13 protein-coding genes are annotated in these 16,310 nt (G+C 56.8%); 12 read left to right on the top strand and 1 reads right to left on the bottom strand.

The annotated features are described in order from the left end of the window. Positions 1-161: 161 nt before the first annotated feature. The 12 genes from RDO88_RS04000 (at position 162) to RDO88_RS03945 (ending at position 14,979) form a co-directional block, all read left to right on the top strand. Positions 162-1,466 (top strand): ABC transporter permease, encoded by a 1,305-nt coding sequence (locus RDO88_RS04000; protein ID WP_307758132.1) that lies wholly within the window; start codon positions 162-164, stop codon positions 1,464-1,466. 6 nt (positions 1,467-1,472) lie between these two features. Continuing rightward, complete coding sequence (locus RDO88_RS03995; protein ID WP_307758131.1) at positions 1,473-2,783, top strand: FtsX-like permease family protein; 1,311 nt, start codon at positions 1,473-1,475, stop codon at positions 2,781-2,783. Positions 2,784-2,798: 15 nt separating this feature from the next. Further along, positions 2,799-3,146, top strand: a complete 348-nt coding sequence (locus RDO88_RS03990) for a hypothetical protein (protein WP_307758130.1) — start codon at positions 2,799-2,801, stop codon at positions 3,144-3,146. A gap of 61 nt (positions 3,147-3,207) precedes the next feature. Then, the gene (locus RDO88_RS03985) at positions 3,208-4,113 is read left to right on the top strand and encodes an ABC transporter permease (RefSeq protein WP_307758129.1); all 906 of its coding nucleotides are present in this window, start codon (positions 3,208-3,210) and stop codon (positions 4,111-4,113) included. A 144-nt stretch (positions 4,114-4,257) separates the two neighbouring features. Continuing rightward, positions 4,258-5,556 carry an FtsX-like permease family protein gene (locus tag RDO88_RS03980; RefSeq protein WP_307758128.1) on the top strand — a complete coding sequence of 433 codons (1,299 nt, stop codon included), beginning with the start codon at positions 4,258-4,260 and terminating at the stop codon, positions 5,554-5,556. A gap of 623 nt (positions 5,557-6,179) precedes the next feature. Further along, positions 6,180-6,845, top strand: coding sequence for an ABC transporter ATP-binding protein (locus tag RDO88_RS03975; RefSeq protein ID WP_276863191.1), 666 nt, complete (start codon positions 6,180-6,182; stop codon positions 6,843-6,845). A gap of 116 nt (positions 6,846-6,961) precedes the next feature. Next, positions 6,962-8,254, top strand: a complete 1,293-nt coding sequence (locus RDO88_RS03970; protein WP_307758127.1) for an ABC transporter permease — start codon at positions 6,962-6,964, stop codon at positions 8,252-8,254. A gap of 27 nt (positions 8,255-8,281) precedes the next feature. Then, positions 8,282-9,538: an FtsX-like permease family protein gene (locus RDO88_RS03965; protein ID WP_307758126.1), complete on the top strand. Its 1,257-nt coding sequence runs from the start codon at positions 8,282-8,284 to the stop codon at positions 9,536-9,538. A 102-nt stretch (positions 9,539-9,640) separates the two neighbouring features. After that, the gene (locus RDO88_RS03960) at positions 9,641-10,927 is read left to right on the top strand and encodes an ABC transporter permease (RefSeq protein WP_307758125.1); all 1,287 of its coding nucleotides are present in this window, start codon (positions 9,641-9,643) and stop codon (positions 10,925-10,927) included. Positions 10,928-10,952: 25 nt separating this feature from the next. After that, positions 10,953-12,257, top strand: a complete 1,305-nt coding sequence (locus RDO88_RS03955; RefSeq protein WP_307758124.1) for an FtsX-like permease family protein — start codon at positions 10,953-10,955, stop codon at positions 12,255-12,257. Positions 12,258-12,371: 114 nt separating this feature from the next. After that, the gene (locus RDO88_RS03950; RefSeq protein WP_307758123.1) at positions 12,372-13,721 is read left to right on the top strand and encodes an ABC transporter permease; all 1,350 of its coding nucleotides are present in this window, start codon (positions 12,372-12,374) and stop codon (positions 13,719-13,721) included. A 4-nt stretch (positions 13,722-13,725) separates the two neighbouring features. Beyond that, positions 13,726-14,979: an FtsX-like permease family protein gene (locus RDO88_RS03945; RefSeq protein ID WP_307758122.1), complete on the top strand. Its 1,254-nt coding sequence runs from the start codon at positions 13,726-13,728 to the stop codon at positions 14,977-14,979. A gap of 91 nt (positions 14,980-15,070) precedes the next feature. Here RDO88_RS03945 and RDO88_RS03940 read toward each other — a convergent pair whose 3' ends face one another. After that, the gene (locus tag RDO88_RS03940; RefSeq protein WP_307758200.1) at positions 15,071-16,306 is read right to left on the bottom strand and encodes a fucose isomerase; all 1,236 of its coding nucleotides are present in this window, start codon (positions 16,304-16,306) and stop codon (positions 15,071-15,073) included. Positions 16,307-16,310: the final 4 nt, after the last annotated feature.

Raw genomic sequence — 16,310 nt, 5'->3', positions numbered from 1 at the left:
CAGATTGTCACAGATTTGTGCAACGTATTTGTATAGTCTGTATAATTTGAAGTGAACCAAGGAATCATAGATAATCCACAATCTGTGTCAATCTGTGTAATCTGTGGTGAACTCAATAAAAACTCTGCACCCTCTGTGGTGAAACAAACAAAAACATAGCTATGCTGAAAAACTACTTCAAACAAGCCTGGACCCTGATGCGGCAGAACTGCCTCTTTACAGGCATCTACGTGGTGGGCACGGGGCTGTCCATCGCGCTGGTGATGACACTGTTCATCATCTTCTACGTCAAGTTCGGTCCCGTCTATCCCGAGTATAACCGCGACCGCACGCTGGTGTTGAAGCCGATAAAGCGCTACCCGAAGGACAAGCCCGAGAGCTGGACCATCAACGGTGGCGTGGCCTATTATGTCGTGGACCAGATGCTGCCGGGATTGCCTCATGTGGAGCAGGTGGCGGGCAGTGTGATTGATTTTTGGGGAGATTATCAGGTGTCTGCCACAGACGTAAAGCCCTTCAAAGCTACTCCCCGTTTTGCCAACGGCGCTTTCTGGAAAGTCTTTTCCTTCCGTTTTGTTGACGGCCAGCCATTCACGCAGGAAGATGTGGAGGCCAAGGCGCAAGTGGCCGTCATCGGTGAGTCGCTGGCCAAGCGGTTGTTTGCCGCCGTCGAGGGAGTGACGGGGCGTCATTTCAGTTTCAACGGGCGCGACTACCGCGTGTGCGGCGTAGTGCGGGATGTTTCCAATGCTACGCCCGAGACGGCAGGCGACTTGTGGCTGCCCTTGCTCAATGTGCAGTATATCTCCAAAGAACTGGATCGGTTCGGTTTGTTGGGCAATGTGTTTGTGTCGCTGCTGGTGGACGATGCGGAGAACTTCGAAACCGTGCGCAGCGAGGTGCAGGATGTGTTCCGGCGTTATACCCAGCAGGACAAGGACTATGAATACGACCTGATGGGGCAACCCGATCCATACTGGCTCAGCACTTTCCGCCAGGATGTGGAGAAGGCGCCCGACACGGTGGAACTGGCCAAGGACTTCCTCTACATCCTGCTGGCCCTGCTCTTCATCCCTGCCTTGAACCTGAGCGGCATGATTTCCTCGCGCATGGACAGCCGCATTGCCGAGCTGGGTATCCGCAAGGCCTACGGGGCTACGCGCCGCCGCCTGTTGGAGCAGGTGCTCTGCGAGAACCTGTTGCTCACGTTGCTGGGTGGTCTGGCAGGCCTGTTGTTCTCCTACCTGATTGTGTTGACGGCCAGCGACTGGATTCTGACGCTGTTCGACAAGAACATCTACAACACTTCGCTCTCCACCTCGCTCACGCCCGAGATGCTGTTCAATCCCGCCGTGTTCGGCAGCGCGCTGGCCGTGTGTGTGGTGCTCAATGTGGTGTCGGCTCTCGTGCCTGCGCTGGGGGCGATGCGCCACCCGATTATGGAATCGTTGAATACGAAAAGATAAAATCTCATGCTTCAAACCATCTTACACCAACTATGGAACCAGCGTCGTCAGAACGCCTGGATATTCCTGGAACTGCTGGTCGTCAGTTTCTTCCTTTGGACCGTCATCGACCCTATCTATGTATTGACCGCCAACCGTACCATCGACCGAGGGTATAACCCCGAAAGGCTTTACGTGGTGAACATCGGCATGTACGACGAGACGAACGGCAACTTCGACCCTGACATGGTTTCCGACTCGATGAATCTGGTGGCCTACCGCCGTATTGCCCGCATCGTGCGCGAGCTGCCCGAGGTGGACAGCTGGTCTATCTCCGCCAATCAAAGCTTCCCCAACAGTAACTCGTGGAGCGGTACGCAAGTCTTTGCCGATACTGCCTCCCTGCACAAGAGGGAAGGATACGTGCATGCCCAGTGGTACAATTTTATAACACTTGATGGCAGTAACCTGCTCCGCACCTACGGTATGAAAGATGCCTGTACGGGCGGTGACATCCGACTGCCTGAACAAACACAAGGAAAGGTTTTCATTTCCGAACTGTTGGCCCGGCGTCTTTTTGGTACGGCCGATGTCGTAGGGAGAAAAGTCTATGAGGGTGATACCCCTTCCGAAGTGGCGGGCGTGTTCCGCGATTTCAAGCACCGCGACTATGAGCAACCCTATCCACTTATTGTCCGTATGTATGATGATATGCAAGGGAGTCCTTATATGGCATGGATGTATCCTTTCGTGCTCCGTCTGAAGCCGGGTGTGGACGCATCAGCCTTCAAGCAGCGTTTTCGGCAGGAAGTGGCGCCGCAGCTCTCCGTAGGCAACTTCTACTTCGACAGCCTGAAGGAATTTTCGGAGCTGAGCGAGGCTTATGCCATGAAGAGCGGCGTCACCAACAAGCTCCGCCTGCAATACGCCCTGACGGGTTTCGCCCTGCTCTGCATCTTCCTGGGCATGGTGGGTACTTTCTGGATACGCAGCAATGCTCGTCGCGGCGAGATTGGGGTGATGCGCAGCATGGGCGCTTCGCAGGGGTGCATCGTGCGGCAGTTCCTCATCGAAGCCTGGCTGTTGCTGACGGTGGCCTTTGTGCTGGTCGTCCCCTTCCTGCTTTACCATGCCCATGCCAACGGCCTGTACATGGTAGAGATGAGGAGTTATTTCGTGCCCAATCCCGCCTACGGGCAAAACCGTTTCGGTTTCCATTTCACCGTAGTACTGGCTCTCAGTTACATTATTCTGATGCTGATAGCGCTGGTCGGAACGTATATCCCTGTACGCCGTGCGGCCCGTACGCTGCCGGTGGAGGCGTTGAGGGAAGAATAAATATAAAACCGAAACATGATGCTAAAGACCTATTTCAGACAAGCCCTTGCGTTGTTCAGGCAGAACCGCCTGTTCAGTACGCTCTACATTGCCGGTACGGGGCTGGCTATCGCCATGACGGTGATTGTGGCGGTGGTTTACTATGTGAAGCTGGCACCTGTGTATCCCGAGGTAAACCGGGAAAATACGTTGTATCTGACTCATGCCAGTTTTCGTTCGGAGGGATATACCGTTCAGGCTGGACTGTCGTTTCAGGCTGTGCAGGAGTGGATGTATCCGTTAAAGAACGTAGAGGCAGTTTCTGCCATTGTGGACTATGGCATGGGAATCCTTTTACATACAGCCTACCGATTTGAGCGGTGACTTTAAAGTGGCTTTAAAGCTTACAGATCCAGCCTTTTTCCGCATCTACTCATTCCGCTTTTTGGAAGGAAATCCTTTCACCGATTCCGATTTGGCAAGTGGCATCCATACGGCTGTGATCTCCGATGACCTGGCGCGTCGTCTGTTCGGTACGACCCAAAATGTTGTCGGACGTTCGTTTTCGTTGGATTATGTCAACTATCGTGTGTGCGGTGTGGTACGCGGTGCCAGCTATCTCACCTCGAAGTCGTATGCTCAGGTCTATTTGCCTTATTCGGTTTTCGGAAATTATACGAAACCGTATTCAGACCAGTTCCCGTATAGTGGCATTTTCTCCGTCACTTTTCTTGTGAAGGACAAGGCACAGGCTGATGCTTTGCGGGCAGAAATCAGAGACCTGACGAGGCGGGTGAACCTGCAGTACAAGGATCAGTGGCAGCTGGAGTTGTGGAAGCAGCCAACTTCGCACTGGCTCAGCGTTTTCCAAAGTCATCCATCGGATGCCGACTTCAATCCTTGGAAGACGGCGGGTTATTTGGTCGTCGTGGTACTGGTGTTGTTATTGGTGCCTGCCCTCAACCTGAGCGGCCTTATTGCCAGTCGTATGGAGAGCCGCTTGCCCGAGATGGGAGTGCGTAAGTCGTTTGGCGCAGGACGCAACATACTGCTTTCGCAGGTGATGTGGGAAAACTTCTTCCTGACACTGACAGGTGGTCTGCTGGGATTGGTATTGGCATGGATCGTTGTCTATGTAGGACGTGAATGGGTTTTCACGTTGCTCGACCAGTGGCCTGAAGTTGTGCCGCAGGGTGTCGATGCCTATGTATCGGGCGAGATGCTTTTTGCACCTGCCGTCTTTGGCATCGCCTTCCTGCTCTGCCTGGCACTGAACCTTCTGTCGGCCTTCCTGCCGGCGTGGATGTCGCTCCGCAAACCGATTGTTTATTCGCTGTATGAGAAAAGATAAATGAATCATGAGGAGTTAAAGAAGTTAGAGAAGTTATCACTTCGTTAGAAGTTAAAGTCAATACTCTGCTGAATGGTTTACAAGACTATCGGCTTTAACTTCTCTAACTTCTCTAACTCCTTTAACTCCTAAAATACTTCCTTTATGTTCAGACTCATTCTTAAAACCCTATGGACCCGTCGCCGCCGCAACGGCTGGCTGCTGGCCGAACTGATACTGGTCGCTGTCCTCTCATGGATTATCTTCGACCCCGTCATTGTGGTGACCTACGACCGTCACCTTCCGCTTGGCTACGATGCCGACCGCCTCTGCATGGTGTCTGTGGCCGCACTCCAACCGCAGGCGTCGGGCTATGACGACCAGGCTGCCGACTCTGCCTCGATGATGCAGGCCTGTCTGAACCTCGTGGAGCGGGCCCGCCAGCATCCCGATGTGGAGCAGGCTACGCCGCTCGTCTCCTTTGTCTATCCGGGCTCGATGGGAAACAGCAGTTCTACCCTGACGGCGGAGGGCGACTCGACGGAGCTCGACGTCCTGCACGTTTATTTCTGGCCCCACACCCATTTCTTCGAGACGTATGGCTTCCGCCCTGGGCAGGGCAGCCCGACGGCGCAGCAGCTATCGGACTATGCCTACCAGGAATCGGATATCGTCGTGACCGAGGACGCGATGGAAAGGCTGTTCCACACCCGCGCCTACAACCGGCAACGCTGCTGGGAAACCCGGCAGGGAGATACGCTCTACAACCCGGTGGTGGGCGTGGTGGAGGCCTTCAAGTATGCCAACGACTGGCGCCCCATCCCTGTGGCCTTCGTGCCCGAGCTGCATCCCGACATCCTTTCGGCACTGGAGGATATGCACATCGTCATCCGCCTGAAGGACGGGGTCAGCATGGACCGCTTCCTGCATGAGTTCAAGCCGTGGATGCTCCGCCAGATGCGGGCGGGCAATCTCTATGCCCGCGAGCTCCAGTCGTACGACGACCTCATTGCCTCGGGCGAGTTCTTCACTTCCACGTCGGTCTACCGCCGCAATCTGAGCATCGCCCTGTTTTTCCTCGTCAACCTCTGCCTGGGTGTCATCGGTACCTTCTGGCTGCAGACGCGCACGCGCCGTGAAGAAGTGGGCGTGATGCTGTCCTACGGCGCCACACCGCGCCGCATCCGCCTCCAGCTGCTGGGCGAGGGCATGGTGCTCACGACGGTGGCCACGCTGGCGGGCTGCTTCCTCTACCTGCAATACGGGCTCAGCGAGGGACTGCATCGGGGCAGTGCCTGGATGAATAGCACCATGCCCTGTTGGGTGGACCACTTCGGGCAGCACTTTGCCATCGTGTCGCTCATCATCTACCTCATTCTGCTGGTTGTGGTGCTGGTGGGTATTTACATCCCGGCCCGCCGCATCAGCAGCATTCCGCCTACCGAGGCGTTGAGAGACGAGTGAGTACCTGCTCCGGCTGTCCCTGCATTGGGGAGCCGGTCTTCCGGCACGGGACTTCTCTTTTCCCGACGTGATACGCCTTTTCTCACGCCGTGAGAAACCCTTTCCCTTTAAAGGAGAAAGCCTTTCCCTTTTAAAGGGAAGACCTTTCCCTCGGTGAGGGAAAGACTTTCCCCGCCTGTGAGAAGGGGGTAGAAACTCTTCTTTCTGATTATCAGATGCTTGCTTCCTCTCTTCCCCGCCGATAGTTTCCGTTGGGGTGGGGCAGGGCGGACAAATGAGGAGCGGCTGTCCGCCAAAATCGGACAGGGTGTTCATTTTCGGACACCTGCGTTTTTGCTAACTTGCAGATTATCAGGAACGGCTGGTTTTGGCACGACTTTTGAATTAAGTTCACCACAGAGAAAACAGAGTTTCACAGAGGAGAAAAATGTAACATTGTTCTCTCTATGGTGAATGAGACACCACACTATGGTGAATGAGACACCACAGATTACACAGATTATCACAGAAGGATCGATGAAATCTGTGTTAATCTGCGTAATCTGTGGTAAAACAGAGAACTCTGTGCCCTCTGTGGTGCAAACAAAGAATACAATAACTATAAACAACATACAATTATGGACATGATCAAATTAACCGGTATCAACAAGATTTACCGTACAGACGAGATTGAAACACAAGCGTTGGAAAATGTGAACCTCACCGTTTCGAAGGGTGAGTTCCTCAGCATCATGGGCCCCTCGGGCTGCGGCAAGTCTACCTTGCTCAACATCATGGGCCTGCTCGACACGCCCACCAGCGGCACCATCGAGATTGCCGGTACGCGTGTGGAGGGCATGAAGGACAAGGAACTGGCAGCTTTCCGCAACAAGACACTGGGCTTCGTCTTCCAGTCGTTCCATCTGATCAACTCGCTCAACGTGCTGGACAACGTGGAACTGCCGTTGCTCTACCGCAAGGTCTCCGCCAAGGAACGCCGCCGCCTGGCCGAAGAGGTGCTCGAGAAGGTAGGCATGACGCACCGCATGCGCCACATGCCCACGCAGCTCTCCGGCGGTCAATGCCAGCGCGTAGCCATCGCCCGTGCCATCATCGGCAATCCCGAAATCATCCTGGCCGACGAACCTACAGGTAACCTGGACTCGAAGATGGGTGCCGAGGTGATGGAACTGCTGCACCAGCTGAACCGCAACGACGGACGTACCATCGTGATGGTGACGCACAACGGCGAACAGGCCAAGCTGACCAGCCGCACCGTGCAGTTCTTCGACGGACGCCAGATAGGATAACGTGTGACAAACCGACAAAACAGCAGACAATGAATACAAATATCATAGGAATCATCGTAGCGCTGGTGCTGGCGTTTGCCGCAGCCGTGGGCACATTCTTTATTCAATAACGACGTATGATCAAGCAATATTTCCAACAAGCCTGGGCGCAGCTCCGCCAGCAGCCGCTCATCAGCGGGGTGACGGTGGCGGGTACGGCCCTTTCCATCTTCCTCATCATGCTGGTGGTGATGATGCAGCAGGTGCAGGTCGAGCCTTTTGCGCCCGAAAGCAACCGCGACCGCTTCCTGCACGTGAAGTGGGGCAGCATCACCAACGAAGCGTGGGGCGACAGCAACAGCAACGGCCCGTGGAGCGCAACTACGCTGAAAGAAATCTACGGCAAGCTGACGACGCCCGAGGCCGTCACCGTCTATGTGGTCTATTCCTTGCCCCAGCCGGTCAGCCTGCCCGGCCAGCCCACTACGGCGGTCGATGTGCGCGAGACGGACAGCCAGTTCTGGACGGTGTTCGACTTCGCCTTCACCGACGGCAAGCCTTTCGACCAGGCCACGTTCGATGCCGGCAGGCCGGTGGCCGTCATCACCGAAAGTGTGGCTCGCCTGCTGTTCGGCACGACGAAGGCCGTGGGAAAAGAATTCCTGCTGGCCCATGCGCCCTACAGGGTGTGCGGCGTGGTGAAGGACGTATCGACGCTGGCCGAGACGGCCTACGCGCAGGTGTGGATTCCCTATACCTCGACCGATCAGGTGAACAATACGTGGGAGAACGGCGTGATGGGCGACATGAGCTGCACCATCCTGGCGCGCGACCGCAGCGACTTCCCTGCCATCCGCGAGGAGGCAGCCCGGCGGTTGGACGAATTCAATAAGGTGATAGGCGAGAACGGTTATAAAATTATCAACCGCAACCGTCCTTACGACCAGGAGAAGAATGCCCTGGCAGCCGGCGCCAATGTGGAGCCGGATGTGACGGCTGCCCGCCGGACCCGTTTCATCATCTTCCTCATCCTGCTCATCGTGCCTGCCATCAACCTGAGCAGCATGACGCAGAGCCGCCTGCGCCGTCGCGTGGCGGAAATCGGGGTGCGCCGTGCCTTCGGCTGCACACGCATGGAACTGCTGGGGCAGATACTGGGCGAGAACTTCATCGTCACCCTGCTGGCCGGTGTGCTGGGGCTGATAATCAGCCTGCTCTTTGCCTTCCTGCTGGGCGATACCCTCTTTGTGCAGAGCTGGAACACTACGCTCAATCCGCCCGTGGTCGATGCCTCCATCCTGATACATGCCTCCACCTTCGGCTGGGCGTTGCTCTTCTGCTTCGTGCTCAACCTGCTCAGCACCGGCATTCCTGCCTGGCGGGCGTCGCGGATGAATATTGTGGAGGCGATTAACGGCAAGGCGCAGTGATGTGAATGTATAAAATAGGATTATATTATGAACAAGAAACTATTTACCCAAATACGCAACGAGTGGCGCAGCAACCTGTGGCTGGCGCTGGAGTTGCTGGTGGTGAGCGTGGTGATGTGGTACATCATCGACCTGCTCTACTGCCGCCTGGCCACCTATATGGAGCCACGCGGTTTCGACACGGAGCATTGCTACCTGATAACCATGGGCGTGCTCACCGACAAGAGTCCCGACTATACACCCTATAGCGATACCCACAAGCAGACCGACGAAGTGCGCGAGCTGGTGGAGCGCCTGCGCCGCCGCCCCGAGGTGGAGGCGGTCAGCCTGTCGCAAAATTCCTATCCTTATAATGGTAGTAACGGCTCTGCGGAAGTGGATTACGACACGCTTCATGCACCCCGCTGGACCATCCGTCGCATTGTGACGCCCGACTTCGTACGCGTGTTCCGTTACCAGGGGGCGCGTGGCGAGACGCCCGAGCAGCTGGCCGAAATATTGGAGCGGGGCGACTTCCTGGCTTCGGACAACCTGTATCGCAAGTACAGCGTCCCGATGACGTCGCTGGTAGGCAAGAAGGAATTCTATCTGTTCGGGGATACGGCCCAGATGTACCGTTTGGGCGCCGCCTTGCAGAATGTGCGCTACGACGACTTCAGTCAGGCACGTTCCAGCTATTCCATGGTGTTCAATATGAATTTGCTGTCGGATGATTGGATTCATGCTGACAATGAGCTCTGTGTCCGCGTCCGTGCCGACCGTGACCAGAACTTTATGGAGAACCTGAAGGCCGACAGCGAGAAGCAGTTCCGCATCGGCAATCTCTACATCAGCGACGTCAGGAGCTTCAAGGACATCCGCCACAGCTTCCAGCAAGGCGAGACCAGCGAGATGCGCAACTTGGTTGTGGGCATGGGCTTCCTGCTGCTCAACATTTTCCTGGGACTGCTCGGTACGTTCTGGTTCCGCACGCAGCAACGGCGCGGCGAGATTGCCCTGCACAAGGCGATGGGCGCTACGGACGGTGCGGTGTTCGGCCGTCTGATGAGCGAAGGTCTCTTCCTGCTGCTGATTGTCACCGTGCCTACCGTCATTATCGACATCGTGCTGGCCCACTTCGAGCTGAACAGCTGGCGCAACGGCACTACGCTGGAGTGGCCCCGTCTGGCTTTCTGTGCTGTCACTACGTTTGTCCTTATCGCCGCCATGATCGGTGTCGGCATCGGGCTTCCTGCCCGCCGAGCCATGAAGGTGCAGCCGGCCGAGGCGCTGCATGATGAGTGATAGATAGTGGTTAGCGGTGAGTGGTTAGTATGCCATCCGGATGATTGCTGACCGCTAACCACTAACCCCTAACCGTTAACCCCTAACCCCTAACCGTTAAAAATGTTACGACTTTATATTCAACAAGCTGTTTATCACCTGCGCGAGAACCCCGTCATCAGCTGGATATCGGTGCTGGGCACGGCGTTTTCCATCTGCATGATTATGGTCATCGTCATCACCCTGCGGGTGCGTGTAGCCGACTGCGAGCCGGAGGTGAACCGCAGCCGTTCGCTCTATGTGCCCAATATGTCCTACCGCGCCAAGGGCGACTTGAGCGGCAGTTCCGCCAACTCGAGCATGTCGGTGCAGACCGGCCGCGAATGCTTCAAGACGCTGACCACGGCCGAGGCTGTCACGCTGGTATCGAATCCCGGCAAGGTACGCGTTTCGCTGCCTGCCGGGGCCAAGATGACGGCCGACAGGGTGCAGACCGACGAGGCCTTCTGGCAAGTGTTCCAGTTCCGCTTCCTCGACGGCAAACCTTTCACGGTGGCCGACCTGAGCAGCGGCCTGCCCCGTGCCGTCATTGCTGCTTCGGTGGCCCGCCGCCTGTTCGGGCGTACGGATGTCAGCGGACAGCACATAGAACTGAACCATGTGGACTTCCAGGTGTGCGGCGTGGTGGCCGATGTCTCCATGCTGGCCACGGACGCCTATGCCCAGGTGTGGATACCCTACACGGCTGGCGATGCCGAGGCCAACTCGTGGGGCTATAATCTGATGGGACCGATGCGTGCCGTCATTCTGGCCCGCAGCCGCGCCGACTTCCCCGCCATCCGTGAGGAATGTGAGCGCCTGCGGCAGAAGTACAACGATGCGCAGGAGGGCGTGGAGGTGTTCTACCGTGGTCAGCCCGACACACAGTTCACCCACCTCTACCGCACGTGGAGCCAGGAACCCGACGTTCAGGGCGTGGTACTGCGCTATGTGATGGTGATGCTCATCCTGCTCATCGTGCCCGCCATCAACCTGAGCAGCATGACCCTGTCGCGGATGCGGAAGCGGATGGCGGAAATCGGAGTGCGCAAGGCCTTCGGCGCCACGGCCAACGAACTGATGCGCCAGGTGTTCCTGGAGAATCTGCTGCTGACCTGCCTGGCAGGCCTGTTGGGGCTGGCGCTGAGCTATGCCGCCACCTTCGTGCTGAACGGCTTCCTCTTCGGCAACTCTACCAACGCCTATCTGTCCGGCGAAACCAGTCTGACGGCGGGCGAATTGCTCAGCCCGTGGATTTTCCTGGCCGCTTTTGCCTTCTGCCTGCTGATGAACCTGCTCAGTGCGGGTATCCCCGCCTGGAGGGCATCGCGGATGAACATAGTGGAGGCCATTAATGGCAGGGAAGGATAAGGATGTATAGAAGGAAAACACAATCATGATGGAAAAGAAAATATTTACTCAAATACGAAACGAATGGCGGAGCAACTTCTTCCTCGCCTTGGAACTGTTGGTTGTCTTCGTGGTGTTGTGGTACATCGTGGACTGGTGCTGCACGACGGCCCGTGTCTATTTCGCCCCGATGGGCTTCGATACGGAACATTGCTATAACCTGACGGTGAACCGGCTGACTCCGAACTCTGCCCTCTACGAGGATGGCCATACGGCGGAAGACGACATGGATGCCTTGTTGGAGATAGCCGAACGCCTGCGCCACCGTCCCGGCGTGGAAGCGGTGGCCATCTCGCAGAACAGCATTCCCTACAATAACGGCAGCAACGGCATTGAGACCTTTGTAGATACGGTTTCCGTTTACGCCATGCTCCGTCTGGTGCAGCCCGATTATATGCGTCTGTTCCGCATTCAAGGTGCAGCCGTGCAGGGAGCCGATGGAAAGACGGTGCGGACCACAAGCTCCGACTCGCTGGCCGCTGTGTTGGGGCCGGGTACGATGATTCTGTCGCGTAACGTGACTGCCCGCTATGACGCGCTCGGTTTGCCCGATGCCACTCCGTTGCTGGGCCGCCAGTTACCCTTGTGGAAGTCGGACAGCGACAACCGTCTGCGTGTGGCAGGCATTGCCGAGCCGATGCGCTGGAATCACTTCGAGACGTCCGACCAGTGGGGTGGGCCCTTCCTGGCTGCGGATTTCCCGCGCGAGGTGATGGTGCAATATGAGAATCCCGCTTACCTGCAGTTGAGCCTGCGCGTGAAGCCCGATGCCGATCACGGCTTTGTGGACGCGCTGATGGCCGATGCCGACCGTCTTTACCGTGTGGGCAACATTTACATACTCGACATCCAGCCCTTCACCCAGTTGCAATACATCAGCGAACTGGAGGAGGTGAACGAAGTCAAGACGCAGCTCTGCATCCTGGGCTTCCTGCTGCTCAACATCTTCCTGGGTGTGATCGGTACTTTCTGGTTCCGCACGCAGCACCGCCGCAAGGAGGTGGCTCTCCGCATGGCGATGGGCAGTACGCGCCGGGGTATTTTCGTGCGTCTGATTGCCGAGGGACTGTTGCTGTTGACACTGGCCGCCGTGCCCGCTGCCATCATCGCGCTGAACATCGGCGTGGCCGAGCTGGTGGATGTGACACAGCTTCCTTTCGATGCTTCCCGCTTCCTGTTCGCCCTCGTGCTATCGTGGCTACTGATGGCCGTGATGATTGTGGTGGGCGTGTGGTATCCTGCCCGCCGTGCCATGAAGGTGCAGCCGGCGGAGGCGTTGCATGATGAGTGATAGGTAGCGGTTAGCGGTGAGTGGTTAGTGGTTAGTATACCATCCGGATGATATTACTCACCGCTCACCGTTTACCGCTCACCGTTTACCACTAACCACTAACCACTAAATAAAATGAAACATTCTTTGTTACACAATTTTCGGTCGTTCTTCCGCGTGCTGGACCAGCACCGCTTTTATACGGCAGTGTGCGTGGCGGGTACGGCGGTGACCATTGCCTTCATCATGGTGGTGGTGATGGTCTACGACTTTCGTACGGCCAATGTGGCGCCGGAGACCCGTCGCAGCCGTATGCTTTACAACGATGGTACACAGTGCATGCGTCCCGACGGTACGAACATGTGGGGTTACCGCGGACTGGGACCCACTGCCTTCCACGCTTTTTTTGATGACTTGCCCGGTGTGGATGAACTGACGTGGCACGGCGGGCTGCAATCGGCCTTGTGTGCCTTGCCTGCCTCATCCGACCGACATTCCGTGCTGCTTCGTCCTGTGGCTGCCAACTGGTTCGATTTCTTCCGTTATCACTTCGTGGCGGGCCGGCCTTTCACCCGGTCCGAGTACGACGCCGGCCGTGCCGCCTTTGAGCCGTCCGACGACGAGTGGCGTCTGGTGCGCAACCGTGACGACGGTGTCGTGCGCCGTTTCATCGTTATCAGCGAACGCCTGGCACGCCAACTGTTCGGCGGGGCTTCTGCGGCGGTAGGCAAACAGCTGTTGCTGGATTTTCAGGAGGCGCGCGTGGTGGGCGTGGTGAATGACGTCAGCTCCATCTTCCAGACTGCCTACGCCGATGTATGGGAGCCGTTTACCCTGACCAACGAAGAAAACCTCAGTCCGGCCACCGATACTGGCGGCCTGATTGGATACCGCTACTCCGTGCTCCACCTGTCGCCCGGCACCTCGGCCGCCCAGGTGCGTGCTGAGGTAAACCGCCGGATGGAACAGCTCAACAGCCAGGGCCTGGAGTACGTGCTGAAAGACCCTCGTCTGTATACGCATACGGAGTACACCTTTTTCCGCGGCAGCAGTATCGACGCTCGGCTGGTCTATGCCTTGCTGCTGGTTGTACTGCTGGTTGTTCCGGCTGTCGGCATTTCGGGGCTGGTCCATGCGCAGATGCAGAACCGTCTGGGCGAGATAGCTATCCGCAAGGCCTATGGTGCCTCGAACGCCAACATCATCGGCCATCTTTTTGTCGAAAGCCTGGGCACTACGTTGATGGGAGGTGTGCTGGGTTACGCCTTGTCGTGTGTACTGGTGGTGGCAGGCAGTACCTGGCTCTTCGGTACGGGCGGAGTCAGAATCGAAGGCATTGTTTTGGGAGGAGACCTGTTGCTGCGCCCGTCCATTTTCCTGGCCGTACTGGCGGCTTGTTTCGTCTTCAACGCGCTGTCTACGCTGCTGCCTGCCTGGATGGCAGTCCGACGCAGTATCGCTTATACTTTAACAGGAGGAGAATAAAACCATGTGGAAACAAATATTCAGTCAGATATGGAACCAGCGCCGCGCCAATGCGTGGCTGTGGGTGGAGTTGTGCATCGTGACCGTACTGCTGTGGTATGGTGCCGACCTGGTGTACAATTATGAAGGTGCGGCCCGTCATCCCAAGGGGTATGACACCTCGTGTGTCTTCGACCTGACGGTGGGAACGAAACCGCTGGAAGTCATTAACGATACCGACAACCGTCGGGCAGGGGAGGACTTCACTTACCTGTACAACCTGATCAAGGATTATCCCGGTGTGGAGGAGGTATGCAGTTACCATGGCAGCATTCCCTACACCGACGAGGCCATGTTCGAAGGATATGCCTCGCATACCGATTCTACCCATACGGTGGCTTGTTTCGTTCGTTACGTTTCGGCTTCCTACTTCAAGGTGTTCCGTGTGAAACCGCTGGCCGGGCAACTGGATGAGGTTCACTGGTCACCTGCCGAATATCCCGTACCGGTACTGATGAGTGCCGACCTGGCCGACTCCCTTTTCCACCAGCCTCGGGTGGCCGATGCCGTGGGCAAGACTTGTTTCAATCCTTACTATCTGAAGTCGGCCCGTCCGGTGACAAACTACCGGCTGGCTGCCGTCCTGCCCCGTCAGAAATTGGATGACTATGCGCGCTACCAGCCTTTGATTTACCTGCCCGTCGAGCGTCCTCTCTTCTGGCAGCATGTGGCCTTGCGTGTGTCGCCCGACCACGTGGCTGGCTTTGCCGAACGCTTTCGCAAGGACATGCAGCCGGTATTCGACCGCGGCATCTTCTATCTGGACCACATTCGTTCGTACGACGACATGAAGACGGCCTACGACCTGCAACAAGGCACGGTGAACTATCTGAACACGGTCTATGCCGTGGCAGCCTTCTTTCTGTTCAATGTATTTCTGTGTGTATTTGCCACCTTCTGGTACCGCACCCGTAAGCGGCGGTGTGAGGTGGCGCTCCGCATGGCTATGGGTAGCAGTCGTCGGGAGGTGATGACCTACTTCGTGTCGGAAGGACTCATGCTGCTGATGATGGCTGCCGTGCCGGCTCTGGTGGTGGCGTTCAACATCCAGTTGGCCGACCTCACCGTCCATACCCTGACAGACGTGACAGGGGGACGTTTTGCAGGATGTTTCTTGGCAGCTCTGTTGTTGCTGGGGCTGATTATTGTGGCCGGTATCTGGTATCCCGCCCGTCGGGCCATGAAGATACAGCCGGCGGAGGCGTTGCACGATGAGTGATGTTTAGTGGTTAGCGGTGAACGGTTAGCGGTTAGTATGCCATCCGGATGGTCACTAACCGCTTACCACTAACCGCTAACCGCTCGCCCTCTCATTCCGTCCGTTTGCAGGAATTTACCTGGAAGAACTCGTTGAAGACGGTTTCGTAATTGCCGTGCAGCAGGATATGGTGGTTGCCCAACGGGTTCCGCAGGAAATAGTCGGCCGGCGAATTGAGGCGGACGCGTACCTGGGTGCGGCACATGTTCAGGTAATTGGTGTTTTCCGTCAGTGTACCGGTGGTCAGGTAGTACTCATCCAGACATTCACCGCCGCACTTTACGAGGGTTACGTCGCCTGTAGGAAGCAGTCCCTGGATGCCGATGCTCAGGTCGGTTTCAAAGTGGCTGCGGAGGATGAATTTCTCGGTTTGTTTCAGGCCAATGGTGCAATGGGCCAGTACAATTTCGTTGGTACGTGCGTTGATCATCGACGGGTTGGCCATGAAAGCCGACTGGGCGGTGAGTGTCTTTACCACCAGCATGGTGAAGACCGACTGGAGGTCGCCCTCACATCCGGCAATGATGCCTTCGTCGTTCAGTAGCGAAAGGGCCAGACAGCCCGTAGTACCAGTCAGCTCAATCAGGCGGAAGCAGCTCAGCGTCAGGGCGGCGAGTTTCTCTTCTTCGGCTATCCGTTTGAGGGCACGATAGATTCTCATGGCTTTCAGCATGTCGTCGGGAGTGGCTTCGCGGCAGGCCAGAGCCTGACCGGCCAGTTGGGCCGAAGCGTCGCCCACCTCTTCGTCCGAAATGGCGTTATAGTATTCCACAACACGCTCGAGAGGCACATCTACATATTCCACGCCCCAGCGGCGCTTGGCCAGCAGGTAGTCTACGTTGCTGGCGATGAGCCAGCTGGAGGGAGTGCCGATGACGCCGATACGCGAACCCGAAATCTGCCGTTGGGCCTTGAAGTTGTTGTACATCACGAACAGCCGCTTGATGATTTCCGTCAGTTCGCCGTGCAGGATTTCGCTCTTCATGCCGCGGGCACGCAGCCACGACGATATTTCGAGGGCGGCAGCCAGCGAGTTCTGCATGCCGTCGGCCAGCAGGATGGCAGGGCGGGGCAGTTGTTCGAAGTGCTGGATGACCAGCCGTTCCACCCCACCGGTAGCAATGAACAGGACGCTGAAGTCGTCGGGGGTGAGGCGGCCCATCTGCTGGTAATCGACAAGATTGACGGTGAAATATTTTTCCAGTTCGGCCAGAATGGTTTCGTGCGAACTGCGTACGGAAGCCTGCTTGTGGAGCAGCGAGGCAAATGTTATGAGATTGATGACCATGGTA

The sequence above is a fragment of the uncultured Mediterranea sp. genome (assembly GCF_902493215.1).
Taxonomy (GTDB): Bacteria; Bacteroidota; Bacteroidia; order Bacteroidales; family Bacteroidaceae; genus Bacteroides.
Note: the sequence above shows the minus strand (reverse complement) of the source record. Positions and strands in the feature narration are given on the sequence as shown.